Source organism: Pedobacter sp. A2324 (genome assembly GCF_059693705.1).
The window spans coordinates 1,026,065-1,047,558 of sequence record NZ_JCASSK010000001.1 but is presented as its reverse complement, the minus strand read 5'-3'; the positions used below and the strand labels follow the sequence as shown (position 1 = coordinate 1,047,558).

18 protein-coding genes are annotated in these 21,494 nt (G+C 39.6%); 4 read left to right on the top strand and 14 right to left on the bottom strand.

Annotated features, from left to right (window positions below):
- Positions 1-70: 70 nt before the first annotated feature.
- Positions 71-763 carry a MarR family winged helix-turn-helix transcriptional regulator gene (locus AC570I_RS04320; RefSeq protein ID WP_497404503.1) on the bottom strand — a complete coding sequence of 231 codons (693 nt, stop codon included), beginning with the start codon at positions 761-763 and terminating at the stop codon, positions 71-73.
- A 134-nt stretch (positions 764-897) separates the two neighbouring features.
- Between AC570I_RS04320 and AC570I_RS04315 the strand changes: the two genes are divergently transcribed.
- On the top strand, positions 898-1,995 hold the full coding sequence (locus AC570I_RS04315) for a catalase family protein (RefSeq protein WP_497404502.1): 1,098 nt from the start codon (positions 898-900) through the stop codon (positions 1,993-1,995).
- Positions 1,996-2,440: 445 nt separating this feature from the next.
- Here the strand turns inward: AC570I_RS04315 and AC570I_RS04310 are convergent, their stop codons facing one another.
- From AC570I_RS04310 to AC570I_RS04280, 7 genes are all read right to left on the bottom strand, one after another.
- Positions 2,441-3,283 (bottom strand): helix-turn-helix domain-containing protein, encoded by an 843-nt coding sequence (locus tag AC570I_RS04310; RefSeq protein WP_497404501.1) that lies wholly within the window; start codon positions 3,281-3,283, stop codon positions 2,441-2,443.
- 147 nt (positions 3,284-3,430) lie between these two features.
- Positions 3,431-3,799, bottom strand: a complete 369-nt coding sequence (locus tag AC570I_RS04305; protein ID WP_497404500.1) for a thioredoxin family protein — start codon at positions 3,797-3,799, stop codon at positions 3,431-3,433.
- A 106-nt stretch (positions 3,800-3,905) separates the two neighbouring features.
- Positions 3,906-4,607: a peroxiredoxin-like family protein gene (locus tag AC570I_RS04300; protein ID WP_497404499.1), complete on the bottom strand. Its 702-nt coding sequence runs from the start codon at positions 4,605-4,607 to the stop codon at positions 3,906-3,908.
- Between the two features lie 29 nt (positions 4,608-4,636).
- Positions 4,637-5,173, bottom strand: a complete 537-nt coding sequence (locus AC570I_RS04295) for a carboxymuconolactone decarboxylase family protein (RefSeq protein WP_497404498.1) — start codon at positions 5,171-5,173, stop codon at positions 4,637-4,639.
- An 8-nt stretch (positions 5,174-5,181) separates the two neighbouring features.
- Entirely contained in the window at positions 5,182-6,489 is a 1,308-nt protein-coding gene (locus AC570I_RS04290; protein WP_497404497.1) for a spondin domain-containing protein, read from the bottom strand.
- A gap of 266 nt (positions 6,490-6,755) precedes the next feature.
- Entirely contained in the window at positions 6,756-7,547 is a 792-nt protein-coding gene (locus AC570I_RS04285; RefSeq protein WP_497404496.1) for a molybdopterin-dependent oxidoreductase, read from the bottom strand.
- A complete protein-coding gene (locus AC570I_RS04280; protein ID WP_497404495.1) occupies positions 7,519-8,232 on the bottom strand; it encodes a cytochrome b/b6 domain-containing protein in 714 nt (237 codons plus the stop codon). The genes AC570I_RS04285 and AC570I_RS04280 overlap by 29 nt, the downstream gene beginning before the upstream one ends.
- Positions 8,233-8,492: 260 nt before the next feature.
- Here AC570I_RS04280 and AC570I_RS04275 point away from each other — a divergent pair, with 260 nt between their 5' ends.
- From AC570I_RS04275 to AC570I_RS04265, 3 genes are read left to right on the top strand one after another with little or no spacing between them, the layout of a single operon-like run.
- Entirely contained in the window at positions 8,493-9,080 is a 588-nt protein-coding gene (locus tag AC570I_RS04275) for a sigma-70 family RNA polymerase sigma factor (protein ID WP_497404494.1), read from the top strand.
- A gap of 1 nt (position 9,081) precedes the next feature.
- A complete protein-coding gene (locus AC570I_RS04270) occupies positions 9,082-9,348 on the top strand; it encodes a zf-HC2 domain-containing protein (RefSeq protein ID WP_497404493.1) in 267 nt (88 codons plus the stop codon).
- Between the two features lie 57 nt (positions 9,349-9,405).
- Positions 9,406-9,624: a hypothetical protein gene (locus AC570I_RS04265; RefSeq protein ID WP_497404492.1), complete on the top strand. Its 219-nt coding sequence runs from the start codon at positions 9,406-9,408 to the stop codon at positions 9,622-9,624.
- Between the two features lie 393 nt (positions 9,625-10,017).
- Here AC570I_RS04265 and AC570I_RS04260 read toward each other — a convergent pair whose 3' ends face one another.
- The 6 genes from AC570I_RS04260 to AC570I_RS04235 all read right to left on the bottom strand — a co-directional run bounded on the left by AC570I_RS04260 (position 10,018) and on the right by AC570I_RS04235 (position 21,492).
- Complete coding sequence (locus AC570I_RS04260; protein ID WP_497404491.1) at positions 10,018-11,946, bottom strand: glycoside hydrolase family 127 protein; 1,929 nt, start codon at positions 11,944-11,946, stop codon at positions 10,018-10,020.
- A 500-nt stretch (positions 11,947-12,446) separates the two neighbouring features.
- Positions 12,447-14,792, bottom strand: coding sequence for a beta-L-arabinofuranosidase domain-containing protein (locus tag AC570I_RS04255; RefSeq protein WP_497404490.1), 2,346 nt, complete (start codon positions 14,790-14,792; stop codon positions 12,447-12,449).
- 114 nt (positions 14,793-14,906) lie between these two features.
- On the bottom strand, positions 14,907-16,832 hold the full coding sequence (locus AC570I_RS04250; protein ID WP_497404489.1) for a family 43 glycosylhydrolase: 1,926 nt from the start codon (positions 16,830-16,832) through the stop codon (positions 14,907-14,909).
- Between the two features lie 329 nt (positions 16,833-17,161).
- Positions 17,162-18,187 carry a LacI family DNA-binding transcriptional regulator gene (locus AC570I_RS04245; RefSeq protein ID WP_497404488.1) on the bottom strand — a complete coding sequence of 342 codons (1,026 nt, stop codon included), beginning with the start codon at positions 18,185-18,187 and terminating at the stop codon, positions 17,162-17,164.
- Between the two features lie 102 nt (positions 18,188-18,289).
- A complete protein-coding gene (locus AC570I_RS04240; RefSeq protein WP_497404487.1) occupies positions 18,290-19,900 on the bottom strand; it encodes a hypothetical protein in 1,611 nt (536 codons plus the stop codon).
- Positions 19,897-21,492, bottom strand: coding sequence for a glycoside hydrolase family 43 protein (locus AC570I_RS04235; RefSeq protein ID WP_497404486.1), 1,596 nt, complete (start codon positions 21,490-21,492; stop codon positions 19,897-19,899). The genes AC570I_RS04240 and AC570I_RS04235 overlap by 4 nt, the downstream gene beginning before the upstream one ends.
- Positions 21,493-21,494 lie beyond the last annotated feature (2 nt).

Sequence of the window (21,494 nt, the reverse complement as noted above, 5' to 3'; positions counted from 1 at the left end):
ATAGCTTAATCATGGAGCAAATATATAAATAAAATACGATAACGTACTATAATTCATTTTAGAGATGAAACTATCTATTGATACTATCTATAACCTCCTTAATTCCCGTAGTCCTGGAAATGGTACGCTGTTCACGATGATGAGTTTCTATTTTTCTTAATAATAGAACAAGATCCATTCGTTCAACGGGAGAAAGATTAAAAACGACCAATTCAGAAACACTACCCATGTTAAAGCGGATGGAATCCAAAAGGCTGCGACCTTTATCAGTCAGGCAAAGTCTTTTACTTCTTTTGTCCCTGCTATCATCAAATTGACTGACCAACCCAGCATTAATTAAACGCTTGATGACTTCAGTACCTGTGGTCTTCTCTTGAAAGTTCATATTTATCAATTCACTTTTGGTGATATCTTCAAACTTTAATAGTATAGCAAGGTAGGAGAATTCCTCTATTGTCTGCAGGGAAGTGCCTTCTAATCCCCGTTTGGCCATAGTCCTAATAAACCTTGCGATCAGTACGAATAATTTATTGACCTCATTTGCGATTCCCTGTGAATCTTGATCCACAATGCCATGATGATAACTCCCATCGGTTGATACTATCTGATTGATGTCTTCCGTTTTTATTCCCCCTTGGTGGGAATTGATGGACAAAAGATAACGGGTAAACTCTTCAATAGACAGAGGGCTATCAAGCTCTCGTTTGTTTTCAATATCCTCAATTAATCCAATGAGCTCTATTATCAGACCGTAGTTTTTCATATCATGGGAATTATAACTGCGAACATACTATGATTTAATGTGATTACAATAAATTCATCACTAATTAATCAATACCTCAGAACAATATTGACTTTAGTACGTTATAGTACTACTAGACTTAAGAATCATAAAGGATGAAATCAAATACTTTGGTAAAATACAGTGACGATCTGGAAATCATTTCAAGCAATGAAAATGAAATATTCAATAATATCAACCACATGATGGTCGGTATGTCCGACACGGTAAGTAAACAGCAGGGAAAGGCAATGCGTGCGACCCATTCAAAGGGTATTGCATATCTTAAAGGGCAGTTGAACGTCCATAGCGACCTACCGCCTGAACTTAGCCAGGGAATGTTTTCATCTCCAAACAACTTCGATGTACTCCTTAGATTTTCTTCAGGTCCAAGTGCCCCTATTTCAGATAAAGCATCCGGGCAGCGCGGAATGGCTATGAAAGTTTTGGGTGTACATGGACCACACATACCGGAAAGTCAAGAAATATCAACTCAGGATTTTGTGTTAGCAGTGGATCCAGTTTTCGTGAATCCCAATGCGGAGAAATTTTTCAAGAGTTTTAGCCGAATAGCATCACATACGCCAGATATCCCAGAAAAGTTAATCGTAGCTGGTTCTCAGATTGCGCAAAAGATTGAATCCGTTCTTGAAACTGTCGGGGGTGGTAGCGGGCAAATAAGATTCTTTGGAAGACCTCCACGCCATCCAGTTAGTGACGTTTATTATAGTCAGGCAGCAATTCGTTATGGTGAATATGTTTGCAAGATGGCAGTGATACCAACGCTCGCAACTCTGGAAAAGATCGGCGAGGCCAAGGTAGACAATAGCATTGATGACGATATATTTCAACATGTGACTGCTGACTACTTTGAAAAACATGGAGCAGTATTTGAAATAGGTATCCAACTCTGTAGGGACCTCATCAATATGCCTGTTGAGGATGCCAGTGTGGAATGGCCTGAAGAAATTAGTCCCTACAGAATAGTGGCGACATTGAGCATTCCAAAACAAAATTCTTATTCAATAAATCGTATATCCTATTTCGAGGATCGACTGGCTTTCAATCCAGCTCACTCGCTAGCAGCACATCGACCTTTAGGGTCAATCATGCGTGCCAGGATGTCGGCATATTTGGCTGCACAGCAATTTCGTGAACAGCGCAACCGAGTAAAGGCATTTGAACCGGCCGGAAATTCAGAAGTACCAGATTAGATTATCTTTATCGCTCATAATTTAACTAAAAGTAAATATTCAGCATAGCCAGCAGGACAGTGGATCAGCATTGATCCACTGTCCGATAAGCGTTTTGGCACAGGCAGGCAGCAACTTTTTAATCAACAATTTTACAGCTATTTTTTTTCAGGCCAACGCAAGATTAAAACCGCATTGATCCGATCGCAACTTTTAAATACCATTAGCAAGACCCTCATTTACCATCACTGGTGATTATTTTTAAAAGACTGTAAATAACAATAATTTCATACCTTAACCCATGATGTTGTCTAAGGACCAGCTTTGAGCGCAAGTTGGTTTGAATAACAAAACTAGCTAAACCAATTGTCTTTAGGTTCTTCATAACAGTTCAGCTAACTCCTTGCGTGAAACCTCGGTTGAACATTTTTTTGCTACCTCAATAGAGTTTATGAGCATATTATAACTACAAATTCTTGTATTCAGAGACATTTGCCCCAGCATACATTTTAAAAAAACGGCTGAAATGAGCAGGACTTTCGAATCCAAGCTCAAAAGCAATTTCCTTAGAAGATTTATCTGTATAATGAAGATAACGTTTCGCCTCTAATATAATCCGATTTTGGATAAGCTTGGAAGGTGCCTGTTGCTTGAGCAATGCAAAAATATTGCTTAGAGTTTTTGGAGACTTGTTGAGCATCTCAGCATAGAAACTTACCCCATGTTCCTTTTTGAAAGACCCTTCTAGAATTAGAGAAAATTTCCTTACCAAATCCATTTTTTCGTCCGAAAAATGTTTGTAGCTCTCGCTTTGTTGCTTTGCAATGCGAGTAGTCTTTATAATTAGGTGCTTTAACAATGTCCGCAACATTTCTCCCTGAAAACTATCCTGTGACTGCCATTCATCTGCAAAGACCTTTTTAAGTTGGATCATGGCTTCCTTTTCGGCCACAGACAGTTTGATAAACATCGGGTGTTCGATCCCATAGAACAAAAAGCCTACACAGCCCACTTCTGCATCATGGTCAACTATACAGTAAAACTCCCGATTAAACTGCCATGCTATAAGTTCATCTGGACGCTGAAATACAAAATTTTGATTGGAGACCAAAGGAAGGATGGACCCTGCGGGAATTACGTAAACGATTTCATCAATGGTCACTTGCTGCGCCTCACCCTTATTGTATATAAAGGTATTGATGGGTACTGGTGATACACCAGTACCAAGGCCAGCTCCAGCGAGTTCCCCATTGTTGACATGCATGACAAAACGGCCCAAGTTGGACTTATCCCTATATTCCTTGACCATAATACTTTTTAATGCGACTTAGAATTTAACAGCACACGTGAAACGAACTATTCAATGCTGTTTTGTCTTTATTTATAATACTTGTTTATCAAGGCTTTAGCAAGCCGTATTGACTAACAAATATTTTTTTTACAACTATACAAGACATTATTTAATTATAAGATCCTTGGCAAATTCCAGCAGTTTTACAGCATCCAAATAACCGACCTGCTTAAAAACCATCTTGCCCTCTGGATTAAAAAAAAGTAATGTTGGATAAGCGGCAATATCCCAGCTGTCAGCCAAATCAATACCTTCCCCCTTTTCCATATCAGCACTATAATTGATAAAGTGTTCATTGAAATATGCTGCTACATTTTTATCTTTAAATGTCGTCGATTTTAATAATTTGCAAGGGCCACACCAGGAAGCATAGGCATCGACAAAGACATACTTACCACTTTGTTTGGCAGCCTTTATCACTTCCTTCCATTTGCTGGTTGTAAATACAATCTCGCTGCCTGGGGAATCTTTCAATGATGTAGCTTTATTCTGGGCGAAAACACTGTCTGAGGTGAAGATTAATACCGATAAGATAACAAGTAAGCTTCTTCTGCGCTTTATTGGGGACATGTTGTGAATATTAAAGGTCATTTTTTATACTCTCAGCGACAGCGTTTAATAGTTTTGGACTAAGACGCTGTTTAAAATCAGGGTTAATGAACTCAAAATGAATAATACCTTTTCTATCTAGAATAAATACCGAGGGTACAGGCAACAACAGATCTGCATCCATTCCCCCAGTAGTTTTGGGAAGCATTTCCCAATATGCTTTAGGTGCTTTAAATGCGATACCAAACTGCTTTGATAGTTTTAGGTCTGCATCAGACAATAGCGTGTAGCTGAGCTTTTGCTTTGCAGCCGACTGCACCAAGCCGTCCGGTTTATCGGTACTGATGGCAATGATTTGATATCCTTGTTTTTGCAATTCTGGAGCTAATTCCTGTAATCCTGAAAGCTGTCTTGAGCAAAACGGACACCATCCACCTCTATAAAATATGAGAATGGTTGGCTTCACTGCAACAGCCGTGTTTAGATCAAAGCTTTTTCCTGATGCATCCAATAAGCTGGCCGTGGGAATTTTCTCGCCAATCAATAACGGGCTAATATCTTGGGGCAGTTGTGGGAAAGCACCCATATTTCCTTGCGAATTATCTTCCATCACTTTACTGTCCTTGATCACATTTACCTGCTGAGCGACCGCTTTTGGAGCAAAAAATATACCGCTAGAAAATAACGCCAGTGACAGAGTAAAGACGCCTTTAAATTTAATTGATTTTTTCATTTTTTTTGTTGATAATGGATTATGTATTATTATAATTTTGTTTGGGCAAGTGGAAACTCCACAGGGATATCAGTGAGACCATGTATTAGATTTGTGATACTTTTATCTCCGATGGGCAAAACATCGATGAGATTTTCTTTGGAGTAACTGGCAGAAAAAAATAAATTCAGCATCACAGAAAGAGCCCAACTCTTGATTTTGGCAGTATTTCTGGTCAATATTGCCCAGACAGTGAACCGCTGATCAAGAAATGCGGAGGCAGGCCTGTTCTGAACTATTTCTTCCACGCTTAGACCAATTTTTATCTCTGGTTGTGAATGTGCAATCAGAAAATAAAGGCGATCATCGACCTTACTTGAAACAAGATTAATCATTCCCCGCTCTTTAGCTGAGCGGGAAATGGGCGCTTGTTGAATTTTGATGTATGTTGTCAATGCGTTTTCAGAATAGGCCGGAATAGCATAAATGTTAGGTACTTTTTCAAATGCAGATTTTACCGAATTGCAAATCTCCTTGTTCGCGGTAGATACCTCTTCCATTTTAGAAATATTAAATGCTATTTTCATCTTTCGAGCTATTGGAGTGTAACCTTGATGATGTTTGCAATGGCGGGTAAAGTTGTAAATGCGTTGGGGTTTGGGACCTCTTCGATTACTTTACTTTCACCCAGTGGTGTACCCGCAAGATTGAACTGCGTTATGCCTGCACCGGGAAACTGATTAAGCGCTGTGCCGTTATCATAAAGACCAATTGATGAAGAGATATCGCCTTTTTGTGCCGCATCAACACCATTATCTCTAGTCGTGAAGAACCAGTCGTTGGAAAAACCATACATCGAAGCAATAGCAATCCTGTCCCCAGCCTGCAGATTGAGCTGTTGTGAGACTGAACTGCCTTTCTGGGCGCCAATTTTAGGTAAAAGTACATTTGTCCCAGAGGCGGACAGTATATAAACATTTTTCACTCCTGTCAGTGTTTTAAGGTAGGTAGCAAGGACATTGGCATCACCTTTTTGAGCCAATTCCTTAAGCCCTCTACCCCTGTCAATTTCACCAACCTTATAAATGGGATTGTCGATTCCGTTAAAGACCACCACCAATACTGGTGAAAGCGGTGTAAAAATCCCTGTTTGTCCCTGAGTATAAGTTGCAAGAACACTATTGTCTCCCATTTCAGCGACATTAGCAAGCCCATTTGCAGTTATTGCACCGCTTTGGTAAAGTGCTGCCGAATTTAATAAATTACCTCCAACGATGTAAGATATCGCCCACACTCCAGGACTGAATGGCGTAGGATTAGAAGTCGTTCCGGAGGTATTATTAATGGTCAAGGTAAAGTTAGAATTTCCATCATAATGCAGGGAAGCGTTCATTAAAGAAGAGGCCTGAGGATATGAATTACCTTGTGCATCTTTTCCATTAACTTCAGTTACGTTTTTGGTAAGCGCCTCAGCTGCTCCGGGATGGTTGACGGAAGATCCGGGCAACTGATTAATACGAGTACCATTATCCCATAGCTTGATTTGGGATGAGACATCTCCTTCAATTGGGGTGCCATCTTCTTTATACAATTTGATTCCAGGGTTGGTGGGTGCAAAGAAAAGATCATTAGACCAACCGTACATTGTTGCGAAGGTTAATGCCTGTCCCTTTGCAGCAGAAAACTTAAAAGAAACTGACTCTCCGGGCATGATTAACGGTGATGAACCTACGTGCTTGAAAGTTCCTGACTCTACTAAAGACCTGGAGTCCAAAACGTTTTCCACGGTTATCGTAGCTGAAGTTGTCGGGATCTGAGGATCGTCATTTTTTTTGCATGAAAAAAAGAATAATAGGATAGCACCTAACGCTATCCATTTCAATTTGGCTTGATAAAAATTCATTTGATGTAGTGTTTTAAAGTATGGAGTAAAGGTATCTGTGTCGAATGGGTATATGCATATCTCTATTTCCCGATGTGTTGACTATATTTCCCGAGAACAACATTTAATATTACTTTGCATGTCATTGATTTTTCAGTATTGTGAAACCTATAACTTTCGAATTTTAACTGTCTGAAAATGCACCAGCACTTGAATCACCTGTAGATGTAAACAAAATATTCCATTTAAAATCCTTTGCCAATGGCCGAGAGTAAAGAATTACCATATTATAATCCAGAATAATAATCATAACCCTGTTCAGCCCAGTAATCCCTTGGACGGGTATTGCTAAAGGTCATCAAGCCTATTCGCTTGAGATTTTTAATCCCATACTTAACTGGAATGATCAATCTTAGTGGTGCGCCATGTTCATTAGTAATGGGCTGACCATTCATCTCATAGGCCAGAATCGTTTGGGGGTGCAGCACACTAGCCCTATCCAGGCCCACATAATAAGCTCCATTAGGGGTTTCCAAGCCCATATAGTCATAATCTGCAAGGGTTTCGATTTTGAAATGTGATAGAAAATCAGTTAACTTAACTCCAGCCCAATATTGAATCTGATCCCAGCCTTCCACACACTTAAAGTCAAAAACAATTTCGGTCTTGGGCAGAGACTTTATCTGTTCAATACTAAAATACAAAGAACTTAGCGCAGAAATTTTCACCTCGAGTCGCCAATTCCTTTCATTGAAACTACTGTCATCCTCTATTCCAATCAAGCTGTTCATGCGAACGGTCTTCGCTGCCATCTCTTTTGGATAGGTCTGCACCAGATGATTATTGCGAAAAATGTTGCGAAAAAAGAGCTCTGTCTTATTTAAAGCTCTCCTTAGTGGCACCCTTGCCCCTCCAGTTACGCCAGTAGACTCTTCCGGGGCATCAAACAGCCATTTTACGCCAGCCAGTGTCACGCCACCCATTAAAAAAAAACCTCCAAATGACAGGAAATTTCTTCTATTTATTTTCTGTTCAATGGTCCGTGGAATTTTATTTTTTTTCTTTTTCTCCAGTTTCATTTTTTGCTGAATTGTTTTGCCTGTCCTTTGTATCCATCGATATTATTTCAAAACCGGATACCATCGAACGGAAATTGTTCCATCCGGCAAGAATAACCTGAATGATGTGTATAATAAAAAAAAGAATGTAGCCGATGGTAAGTGCGAAGTGGATTATTCTAGCGATGTGATATCCGCCAAATAGCCAGCAGATCCAATAAAGCTGAACTGGTTTATATATGGCTAAGCCAGACAGGACAGATCCTGCACCCATGAGTATTACTGCTGAGTAAGCGACGCGTTGTGCGGCATTATACTTATCCTGTAAAGGCTTGGCTTTTCTCAAATGGAGATCATGCAATATGACCTGCCAAGAATCTCTGAGGGAATTTTTCTTAGGGATCAAGTCTCTCCAGGCACCCGAAAAGATGGTATATGATATGTAAAACAAGCCGTTTAAAAAAAACAGCCACATAAAAAGAAAATGGAAAGCCATCCCTTCAGCGAGTCGCTGTGGAATATGCAGGTAGCTGTAGAACCAGTCAGGAAAAAATCTGACTATCTCAAACCCAAATATCCAAATACCATATACGTCATTTGCCCAATATATTAGTAAACCACTCCATATCATCAAAGCCAAAACGGGAAAATTTACCCAGTGCGTCCATCGCATCAAAAAGTCATGCTTTTCTTTTATTTCTCTCATCGGGTTATGCACTTAAGAAGATTTAACTGACATCGCCATAAAGCTCTTATTTGGATGAGTGGCCGTCGCACATACAAAGACAGGCTTGAAGTTAAAATTATGACGATATAGAATGCCATCTCTTGATTACAATATTTGAATTTATTGTAGTAGTCGGTAAAAAGCCATTTCCCTTACAAAAAAAATAAAAATAATATTGATGCGATAAATATGACCACTAACCCGGTTAAGCAGTATCTTTACAGCATGTTTGAGAAGATATGAATACAGAAAAGCATGTTATACCAATAGAAAACTCTAGTGACCCATCAACTTGGGTAGACAGATATGCTGATGACCTATATCGATTCGCAATTACCAGATTGAGAGATGAAGAGATAGCCAGAGATCTGGTTCAAGATGTTTTCCTTGCTGCATTACAGCAGTCATCGAGCTTCAAGGGCAAGAGTAGTGAGAAGACGTGGATGGTCGCAATTCTCAAAAATAAAATTGTTGATTACTACCGTAAACAGAATACAGCGGGACTGCGGGAGATCAAATCGTCTGAAGATGCACAGGAATCATTCTTCGAGACAGAAAACGGCCATTGGCGATCACCGCACTTGCCACAAGAATTTAGCCAGGATGGAGATTACCCATTGTTGATAAAAGAATTGGGAAGTATGCTTAACCTATGTCTCAAAAAACTACCAGCTTTATGGTTCAGTATATTTTCGATGAAGCACATGGATGATCTGGATTCAGCCAAAATCTGCTTTGAGCTAAAAGTTACCGAAGCTAACTTTTGGGTGATTATGCACCGGACGAAGGTTAACCTTAGGGCTTGCCTACAGAAATACGTTAATTAATATGGCAGGAACGATAAAAAAAATCAGGTACAACTGCCGACTGGCAACTTTTCTTATTGAAAAGAACCTATCCGGTGAAATTACTGCCACTGAACGACTAAAGCTCAAAATCCATTTGGCTGGCTGCTCGGTATGCAGAATTTACCAGAGGCAGAGCTTATTGATTAATCAGTTGTTTACCAAACTCATAGATAACAAAATTACACTTGATGAACACTTTAAAATAGGCTTAAAAAAAAGAATAGAAAAAGAAATAAATAAAAAGTGATTTTCATTGTAAGGTCTTTCAGAAGACAACGACTAATGGGTAAATAATTTTAAACACATGAAAAATCAATTTTTAAAATCAGCAGCTAAACTAGCGCTTACCACTGTCGTTGCTTTAGTACTTTCATTACCAAGCTTTGCTAATGTACCAAGACAGGAGCAAGAGAAAATGTCCAAAATGAAACAGGATAAAATGGCAACAAAAAAGACCGGCAAAATGGAAAAAGCCAAAATGTCAAAGATGAAAGCCGACTCAATGAAAAAGTCGAAAATGTAGAAATCAGCGATGTCTAAAAGCAAAATGTAACAGCTGCTATAAATTTAGTACTAAGCTTTTGCGTTTCTTCTATGTCCCTTTTTAGTTAAATAGCTAAAAAGGGATTTTTTTGTGCTCCCAGTTTTTAGGTGAAGATATTCCCGATTCTTTTTTTATCTTGCTTAATGCCATTATTATTTGGAAAACAAGCGTTACCTACTAATTAATGTAGTTAAAAACTTGATCTTTTAGGTAGCTGCACAAAACAATTGCTACATAAAGGCTTGTCATCACGTCAAGGCTTTTTTGTTAATAGAAAAAAGGAAGGGCAAGCTATCCCGCTTACCCTATCCTTCATCATTAACTAACCTATAGTTTTTTAAACCTTTTTCAAGGTGCAATTAAATAATTGAATTAATAAGCATCCCAATAGACTATATATCTTTGCTGATGGATGTCATATAAAGGCCTAAGTATAATTTTTTCCTTCTTGATAAGAAAGGTAAGCGATTTTCCCGGTACAGATACGATTGATGCTGATAAGTTTTTCGGATCTAAATTGACAGCTGTTTTTACATCAGTCGGAACTTTGTAGTCGTAGGTATAATAATCATTATAGCGTGTAGGATCTGAATAAGCCCCCCGTGAACCCATATTTTTTTCTCCCATTTCACCAGCAAGAACAATCGGGCCGTAAGCTATAGCCACTTTTGATGGATCATCATTTGCGGGTATAGTATGCAGGCTCATATTGTAAATGATTTCGATCTTATCGCCCTGTCTCCATTTTCTTTTGATGGAGATGAAGCTTCCTGGTTTCTGCGTAATTTTTACCGTTTGACCATTTATTTTCAGACTCACACCATCTGTAGCCCATGAAGGATACCTAAGCATAAGCCCCTTTATTTGATCTGAGGTTTTTTCGATCGTTAGTTCTACTTTACCATTTTCGGGAAATTTAGTCTCCTGTTTCATTCTGAAACCTTTGTCTTTCCAGTCGAGTATTGAGGGGATGAAGAGATTTACATACACATCTGATTCGGTATGATTATAGATGCTCTCACCGTATTTCGCCTGATTCTCAAATCCACTGCCGACACAACACCAGAATGAACTGTCGGGAGTACTGTAAACTTTATGTGCACCTGGCAACATTGGTAAAAAATAAGCAACCATTCCTGTAGCTGGATCCTGTTGTCCAAGGATGTGATTGAAGAGCGCCTTTTCATAATAGTCAGCATATTTCACTTCAGCAGTATGTGAAAAAAGGTGCTTGGTGAGCTTTAGCATATTATAAACGTTACAACTCTCACCGGTGTATCCGCTTAGGTGTTCAGAAATTGCATCTGGTTTAAAAAATTTTTCCTTATCACTGTTACTTCCTGTGGCAAAACTGTGGTGCTCGGTCACAGTCTTCCAGAAAAAGGCCGCAATATTGTCCTGATTCCCCTTTCCTTCTATCTCATAGTCACGCGTGAGACCAAGTAATTTTGGAATGTAAGTATTGGCATGCTTCTTCTCCAAAATATCTTTGCCCTCGATTAAAGGATCTAACGAACTATTATCGTAAAAGTATTCTGCCAACCACTTATCTTTTGGATTTCCAGTGATCGCATACAAGTTATAAAAGGATTCATTTATTCCGCCGAACTCGTTCCTTAGCATTAATTTTCGCTGGTCAGCGTTTAACGGTGACAATTTTTGATATGCCCATTCAGACATTCCCTTAGCAATTCCCAGGGCCTGTTTATTATTGCAATAAAGATATTGATCTATTAAACCACTATAAATTTTATGAAGGGTATACCAAGGTGCCCAGACCTTTTTTCCCTGGATATTTCTGTTAATGAGTTCCTGGGGATAGGCACTTAGATATCCTCCTTGGTTTAGTGTCTTTTGAACCTCTGCCAAACCCGACACGATACTGTCTGCCTTAATTTTATACTTATCATCACCAGTGGATGCATATAACAAAGCGAGTCCAGACAAGATGTGACCGGTACTGTGACCTCTCAATTCACAATCCAAAGATTCCCACCCAGCCAGTTTTTTGACCTCAAAATAGCCACCCTCGTTGGCATCGTATATGCCAGCATTTGTCCGGAAGCTATGCAAAAGCCTTTTTACCTCGATCGATAATAGCCATCTCTCCTCCCGCTCCATATTATCTTTAAAACGGCTCGGTAATAACCGAACATCATTTAAGTCAAAATTAGAGACTGCAGGCCGCAGCTTGTCATTAATAACAAATTTACCTGCGTGCTGACCAGGATAATGAGACTGTGCAATGGCAGCTGATGGCAAAAAGATTATCCAGAGAGCCACCGATTTAAAAATATTCATTTGTGTGTATAATTTTAATACCTTGATTAATAGCGCAAATTTGGTAAACGAAGCTGAACTCTAATTAAATATTGCTGAGTCGACTTTCCCCATACTGGCTATCACGAATGAGGACAACATTTTTAATCAGGCATACTCATGTAACATATGATTTAAGCGCAACAAAAGCGTTACATAAACTTATTCTTTACTTGCCATGTCCATTACTAGAGATATGGTATCAACTCAAAATCTTCCTTATGCAAAAGGCTATCCACTATTTCCCTAATTAAGTGACTCAGCCATTGATCAACATTCATTTTTTATTTTTCCCTGGAAACGCAATGGAAATGCTGATAGTTTGATGAAAACCTCCGGACCAGCTTTTATAGAATATGCAAGTTATGTGCTTTGATTTAACGAATCTACCAAAAGGTAAATGCTAAAAAGGAAATTAGATTGTAAAAATCACCGAATGCAGATCGTTTTACAATCTAATTGACAATGTGAATTAAATTAGGCTACTTAAGCAATCTCACTTCATAAATATTCCCCATAGCTGATGTGGGATCTGCAACAAACTTGATTTCCATTTCACTTGCTTGCAGATTACTAGGAACATCAATGAATAAGTTGTAAAAATTCTGCCCCTTAGTTGACTCTGATTGTATTGAGCGCAAAAGTTTGCCATTGATCAAAATAGAAAAAGATTTGTTCTTTTCTCCCCCGAATAAAGTGATTGATAGTTTTTTTGCAACTTGCTTATCATTCTTCATACTATAGGAGAACCATTTCCTCGCCGTTCTGAAATGACGTTCCCGAAAGATCCCACTTTCACTTTCCATCCCTTTGAACTGGTGATCAGTTTCAGGTTGTTGCTCGCCCACATTGACAACATCAATTGTTGTTGCTTCGATCTGGGATTTCTCTGTCTGGGCAATGCGTATTTTTTTTACATGTTCAGTAAGTTTTTCCTGACTGGTGTAAGGCCAATAGAGTATATATCTCTTTTCACTCAGTCGGTAGAAAGGTACAAGCTGGAGTGATTTATACTTAGGCTGATAAATTATTTCCGCGGCGTTAAAAGACATCGAATCTAAAGGATTCTGGCGAAGTTTTGTGGACAAATCCGACTTATTTCCTGTCAAAAATGGTGCCTGGTCCAAGGGAAGCAAAGGTCCATTTGCAATATGGCCCATTCTTGAATTATCTGCAAATAGATTTGGTTGCTTTAAGGTATCAATCGCTGCTGCTAAGACAATAGGCCCTTTTGAAAAGGCAACCCACTGGGAACCATCCGGCAGAAACTCCGCTGTTGTATGCATTGGCATTTTAAGCTCAATAACATCTCCTGACTTCCAGATTCGATTAAGACTGACATATCCGCTAACAGGCTGACTAATTTCTTGTTCTATTCCATTAACGAAACATTTCATCTTGCCTTTTTCCACCCAAGAAGGGTAACGCAGCTTAATATCAAAACGGCTTTTCTTTTTTACTTTCAGAACAAATTTCGTATGATCTTCATCCGGAAATCGGGTAGTCTGTTTCAATTCTAGCCCCTGTTCTTTCCACTTAAGAATGGAAGGAACATACAGATTCACAAAAAGAGAGCTCCCAGAATGGCTGTAAATCAATTCGCCATATTTACCATGATTTTCCAGTCCGGAACCTACACAACACCAAAAGCTTTCTTGAGGCGAAGAATAAGTTCTGTAATGACCCGGTCTCATCGGAGTGAAGTATACAAATCCACCGTCAGGATTTTGAGAAGTCAGGATATGGTTATAAAGCGTTTTCTCATAAAAATCGATATATGAGCTGGATCCTGAAGACAAAAAAAGCTGCTTGGTAAGTTTGAGCATATTGTATGAGTTACAGGTCTCCGGACCCTCTCTTGATTCAATCATCGAAGAAAAATCATTAGCAGGGTTAAAATGTTCCCTGACACTATTGCCTCCGATAGCCGTGCTTCTATTATTTACAACAGTATTCCAGAAAAACTTTGCTGCATTTGCCCATGCGGTATCGCCATCAATAATTGCGATTTCTTCAACACCAATGATTTTTGGAATTTGGGTATTAGCATGCAGGCCATTTAGCTTGTCCTGATTTTTCAATAATGGTGTCAGTATCGATCTGTCCGAGAATTTCTTTGCCAGCACGAGATATTTCTTATCACCTGTAATCTGGAAAACATGGGCAAATACTTCGTTCAAACCTCCATGCTCACTGATAAGCATTTTCTGTATTTGCGCATCAGATAAGTTCGAAACCAGGTCCAAACACCAATTGGTCAAATTGATGAGTATGGTCTTAGCTTTGGGGAAGCCTGCAACGGCATAGGCATCATAAAGTCCTGCATAAATCTTGTGTATATTGTACAGAGGTACCCATTTATCATTCAATGAAAAAGAAGATACTCTGATATTGCCTGATTTGATTTCAGACCACATTTTTTTACCGCCTGGAATGCCAGAAAGATAACCTGTTTTACTAGCAAGCTGACATTTCTCAAGGACTGAAAGCATGTAATCTATTTTTTTTTTCAATTCTTGGTTTCCTGTCGAGGCATACATCATCGCCATTGCAGAAAGATAATGCCCAGCCATGTGCCCATCAAGACCCGTATTTTCCCAGTTACCATAAGAAATTGACTTTGTTGCTAGCCCTGCTTCCCGTAAATAGGGTGCCAACAACCTATCGGCATCAAGTTCTAGCATATATTTTAAATCTGCCTGCTGAGCATCCTTAAACAGTCCATCGAGCAGAACAACTTGATTTAGCTTGAAAGGCTCCAACTTTTCCTGTGCTGATATCCTTGTGGCTGTAAAAATAATTAAAAGGGTATAAAAGATTTTTTTCATAAGAAGCTATTTTGTATTTGCATTATAATTTGAGAATAAGGAGATATTTACTCCTGCAACACCACCACGGGGCTTTCGTCAACCCAGCCGTTTAATTTGAGATCCAAACAGGTCTCATTGCACTCCTTTTGTTGTCATTGTGATGGGCTTTATTGTTCCGTCATTATTGTATTGCAGTTCATCGATGCAGACCGATCTGCTAAAGCTTCCACCATCAGGTTGAATAGCTCCGTTGTGATAAATGAAATAGTTTTTTTTTCCAAACTCTACAATGGATTGGTGATTGGTATTGCTGTTACCTGCAATTTCGTTGATTACTCCCCGATAAGTCCATGGACCATTAATACTTCGAGCTGTTGCGTATGCAATTTTCTCCGGAAAACCAGTGGCATATGAAAGGTAGTAGGTATCGTTTTTTTTATGAACCCATGGGGCTTCCGTGAATTCAAAGCCTTTGAAGTCTATGCGTTTGATCTCTCCATCAATGCTTATCATGTCCGGCCCCAGCTTTGCATAATAACATTCCCGATTTCCCCAGAAAATCCAGCCTTGACCACCCTGATCTATAAAAACTGTGGGATCAATACAAGCCCAAGCATGCTTGGATTCCTTACAATCCTTATTCGTCAATAGTGGTTTCCCCAAAGCATCCCTATATGGACCTTCTGGACGGTCTGCAACGGCAACACCTATACCCGACCAGTTTGTACTGATGTACCAGAAGTATTGATTTCCTTTTCTGATAACCTGCCCAGCATAAGCATCACCACTCTTTGCCCAATTGAAATCTGAAATTTTCAAGGGTACAGGATATTCAGTCCAGGTTTTCAAGTTCTTAGTGGAAAAGACTAACCAATCTTTCATAGTATACCTGCTTTGCCCCCCTTTATAGTCATGTCCGGCAAATATCCAAAGTGTTTCATTGTCAACAAGTGCGGCAGGGTCTGCTGTATAGTGAGGGGAAAACAGTGGATTACCACTGCTCTCAAATTGGTATCGATCTCCGGCAAGAAGAGGCTGAAGCAATTCTTCCTGGACTCCTCCCCAATGACTATTCAAAGTCCTGGCCTCACCTTTTGTGATACCGATGATGCTCCCGTGACGGGGATTAAAATTCTTGGTGAATGACTTGGTCGAGGTCGAAAAACTGAATAGGTCCACACTGGTCTGATACTCATATTTTCCCTGGGTATACAAGTCATACATCAGAACATACTGATCTGAATTATTGAGTTTAAAAACGCTAGACCCTTCCACAGAAATATTTTTATTGGAATAAAAATCAAGATATTTAAAATTCTCTATCCAAGGCCCTTGAAGCGATTTAGATGTTGCCTGCTGTATGCCATTTTTAACTTCTTTTCCGTCGACCTTCGTATTACCTTTGAAGAAGAAATGATAAGTATCCCCTTTGAGTACTATATCTCCATCGATTGCACCATATTTTGGACTAAAGAGTAATTTTGGCGCCTGTTCAAAACCTGAAAAATCCTTATTTGCGTATGCGGCATAAAAATCCAGTTTGGGGCTATCCTTGAATTTGACCGTAAAGTAGACCATATATTTGTGCTTCAGCGGGTCATAAATTGTCTGGGGAGCCCAAACCCATTGCACATTGGAAAATAACTTAGGGTAAGTCTTAGTGAAGTCAATCGCACTTTTACCCCAGCTGATTAAATCCTTTGATTTTAGCATTACGATACCGTTATTTTGTCCCCAACCATTTTTAACTGTATTCATATCCGTAGCGGTTAGCAGAAAAGTATTGTTATCTTCAGTCCTTAGGATGTGCGGATCCCGGATCCCCCCTGAAAATGATATTTCTGAAGAATTAAGCACAGGTCTGTTCTTATTGAGGGCAGACCAGTTGATCCCATCACTGCTTGTTGCAAAACGGAGTTGTTCTTGCTGAGAACCTTGGCCTGATCCTTCAAAATAGGCGAATAGATATCCATCATAATTTGGATTCAGAACTTTTTTTTGAGCATAGCCATTAGCGGCCACTAGAAGGATAGCGACAAATATTTTCCAGTTTAACATTGAGTATTATTTTTTAAAAAATAGATTTTATTTCCACGGTAAAAATGCATATTGTATCTCCATCTATAGTTTTAACTTCGGTTGGAATAAAAATCATTAACTCTTTTTATTTTAAACATTCCAAGTTCAAATGATAAAATCAGGAAAGTCAAATATAAAAGATAAACGTCGAATAAACGTTTATAAAAAAGTAATTATTTTTATAGTGGCAATTTTATTGTTTTGAACGAATGGTCCTGTATCTCGGCGGTAAACGTTATATCATATATCCATGGGATTCAATCGAGGCTAACATTCATATCTTGGGGGGGAACAGTGCAATACAGGAGCTAGCTAGTGGAGCTTCTTATGATAAATTGTGCAGGTACGATTACCTTTTGAAGAAAACGTTCATCTTTGGGCTTGTCAAGCATATTAAGTAGCACCCGGATAGACTGCTTTGCGAGTTCGGATATGGGTTGCGCTACGGCGGTTATTGTTGGAGAATAAATATCAAAGACCTGGTGATCATCGAAAGCAACGATTGCCATATCCTTGGGTATCGAATATCCAAGCTCGTTGAGCGCCTTGATCCCGCTAAAAGCCAGATAATTCGTTGCGAAATACATTGCGGTAATCTTTTTATTATTCTTTAAAAACTTGATCAGTAATTTAACTGTTTGGGCAGAATTATTTTTGTACGGTACCTTTACATTAAATATGGCTAACTCATTTTCCTTCATTGCCTGTTCATAACCTAGCCTTCGGTCCTCCATTTGGCTTTGCTCATTTTCAAGTTCTATAAATGCAATGTCTTTGTGTCCCGCTTCTGCAAGGTATGCAGAGGCGTTATAACTCGCCCTAAAGTTATCAAGAACAACATAACTGGTATCAACATCCTTATAGAATCTATCAAAGAGTACCACTGGTACGCCAGTATCAACTAATGATTGTATCTCTGTTTCCATGCCTGCCGGAGGGGTAATGATGTAGCCATCCACATGCCTGTCTCTGAAGAGTTGAATAAGATCTGCAGCCTTTTCTGGATCATTGTCCGTACTGCAATAGAGAATCTTATAACCATTCTGATAAGCAAGCTCTTCAATGTGATAGGCCATCTGCGCAAAGAAATAATCCGAAATCTTTTCTACCATTAGGCCAATGGTCATTGTCTTTCCTGTACTCAAACTCTGGGCAAGTGAGCTGGGCTTATAGTCATTTTCCTGAATATATTTTAAAACCTTTGCCGTGAGCTCATCTGATATCCGCTTTTCTTTTGCCCTACCGTTTATTATAAAAGAGATAGTGGTTTTGGAAATCCCAAGTGCTTTGGCGATGTCACTTATGGAAATCTTTTTATCCTGGTTCTTGCTCATTAATTGATGCTACTAATTAAATATTCCCCATTATGGCACTATGGAGATTAAAATCGGCTTGCCGAATAACAAATATAATAAATTATTCCCCTTATCCTTTCGTTAAGGGGTTTTGTCAATAAAAATGGTACGTTCTACAGGAATTGCAGATTTTAGGGAATTATTGATATCAGAATTTCCATACTGCCAGGCAACTACGATCACTTTTATAGGGTATTTCGCTTTTGGTGGTGGACTCGTGAAGACCAATCTGTCTGCGATGATTTCGGCTGGGCCGGTTTTCACATAATAGCTTACCTTTCCCCCTGAGGTGGCGCTTGCTGTCAAATGAATGCTTTTTTGTTCTTTGTTGACAACAGCAGGCAAATCAAAATTTATCGACTGGTCTTTGCCAATAACATTGAAAAGCGGTATTCTCATTTCTGCCTGCTGTACAGCAGATTTATACCTGGAATCAGCTTTAAGCGATGCCATGAACCAAAGTACATTTGAACGTTTGATATTGTCAAAGCCAAGCCGGTCAAATGATATCTTAAATGTCGTGTCATTAAGTTTTATAAAAGGGCCACAAATTCGACTGATTTTTATTGCTGTACTTTTCACCAGCTTACCTGTGGTTCCCTGGGATAAATTCCCTGCCGAAAGGTTGAATGTTAACCCATCTGAAAGCGGTCTAAATATTGGCTTGTAACCAGCAAAACCGGCAGAATCAAGCGGTTTTTCATTCTGGATGTATATGATTTTCCTCACTTTTTTCCCTCTGGACTTAGCGTAATACCGCTCAGTAAATGTAGCCATTTGTTTATCGAAAACCCATCCTGCTTCTCGCCTGTTCCCACTATATTCTGCATAGGGTGCGGATTTTGTATTTGGGGGTAGGTTATTCCGCCATCTATCGACAAGCCATCCTTTTAAAGGATCAATGGGAATCATGGAAGCATTTGAACTTCGGTGTTTGGGGAACCTGTTCTCAACAGTCTTTTTTATAAAGAGATTCAGATATTCTATAAGCTCATCAGAAAAGTCAAAATGACCGTGACCAGCGTCACATAGAATTGATATTGCCGATGCGGGATGCGCGGCTTGGTAACTAAGCAAAGGGTTGAGCCTTCCCTCTCCCCATTCATATTCCCCCATTACGAAAAGACCAGGAATTCCATCTATATTACGGTCTTTCCAATAGGGGTTCGGCTTTCCGCTTCCAGTCAAATTGGTCTGTGGTGCATCACCATGAATAGAAAGGATAGCCAGTGTCCGCTGTGGATTTACCGCGGCAAAATTCCATGGATAACTTGCCGCAGCGGAATGTCCGATGGGGATTATTGGGGAGGAACTTAGTTCAGCATAACCTGATTGATGAGCCAGTGAATCCAGCATCTGCTGAAATATTGCAGTTGAACGATCGCTAAAGACAAAATCAGCCACTGGAGTAATCCAGATTTCGGCGATATCAAGGGATTGAAGATTTTTTCTAAATGCCTTATGCTCTAAAATCCCTTCTTCGAGCATATTATGTTGTCCGATAACTATGCCCTTAACCCCCTTACATCCTGGCGGGATCCAAAGATAAGCTACGGAATTACCCTTGGTTTCAGTATTAGGTGTATTGAGCAGCGGTGTAGACCATTGCCATTCCGCTGCTTTGAGCTGTAAAGTCGTTAGTAGCATGACAAACCCGAGACCAATTGAAAATACTTCTATTCTTTTTATCATTTGCGAATTCTAAAATAATCGAAATCAGCATAGCCACCTATCCTGACACTGGGTGAACTGGTTGAAAATATTCCTATTTTTGCACCTATCCATTTGTCCTGCTTCGCTTGGAAAACCTCACCAAAATTGACAAAGACATCACCATTTTGACTAAATGAAAATTGGCAATCCCCCCCTGGACCATTAACAGTTACTTTAAGAATTACCGAACTACCTTTTAACCTCTTGCTTGCTACAATAATTTCTTTTGTACCCTCGGCAGCATTTTTACAAATAATCTGATTTAACTTATATCCGGTCTCATCTTTTGAGATGGATAGATAGGAATAGTCATTGCCCATAATGAGCAGACCAGCCTTTTTCTCTTGCCACACATCCCACTCGGTATTCCAACTTAGCTTTGTTGTTGCAGAAAATTTTTCAGCCGGAAATTTCTGTAATAATAAATTGGGGACTTGCCAAAGATTCTGACCGGCTGATAAAGTGGGATAGGCAAATAGGCGTAGAAAGCCGGTTTCCGCTATTAGTGCAGACCACTGAATTTTTTCATTCGCATGCCATTGCCACTGAAGGCCGAGGTTGCTTCCATTGAATTCATCATCGACTTGCAGTGGCTCTATTGGATAAACCTTACCTACATCAGGTTTTTTTCCTATCAATATTGGCTCTCCTATTCCGTCTTTCTCCTGCCCGATGATTGGCCAGTTGTCTATCCATTTTACGGGTTGCAGGTGTACTACCCTGCCATACACGCCCTTATCCTGAAAATGAATGAAATAGTCCTCACCTTTTGGCGTTTGAATCAAAGCTCCCTGGTGAGGTCCGTTGATCTTGGTTGCACCCTGATGCATTACTGTCTTCTGTTCAAATGGGCCATATATATTCTTTGAGCGTAGCACAAGCTGCCAGCCTGTGGATACTCCACCGGCAGGGGCAAAAAGATAATAGTATCCATTGCGCTTATAGAATTTTGGCCCTTCAACAGTATGATTTTCCGGATGTCCATCAAAAACATGCCTTCCTTTATCCTCTACAATAGTTCCCTCTTTATTCATCTTAAAAACGGTAAGCAAGCTGTTTACCCCTGCCCGGCTGCCAGCCCAGGCAACGGCAAGATAAGCAAGACCATCATTATCCCAAAAAACGCTCGGATCGATGATACCCTTTCCAGCTAGGATTAAAACCGGCTTTTCCCATTCTCCGAGAGGATTTTTGGTTTTGACCATAAAGATTCCATAATCTGGATCGGGATAATAAATCCTGAATTCACCGTTGTGAAAATTCAGGCTTGGCGCCCATACACCCTTTCCATGCTGAGGAACATCATAAACTGCTTCCGGTTCCTGTTTTCTAAGGGCGTAATTGACCAATTTCCAGTTGACCAAATCTTTCGAATGTAAAATTGGTAATCCTGGAATGCAATTAAAGCTCGAGGCAGTCATGTAATAGTCTGTTCCAACACGTATGGCATCGGGATCTGAATAATCGAGATGAAGAATAGGATTCTGATAGGTGCCATTGCCCAGATCTGATGTCTCCAACTTTGGTTCACCATGCTGGGCGAAAGCTGTAGAAGAGCAACAAAAAAACATAT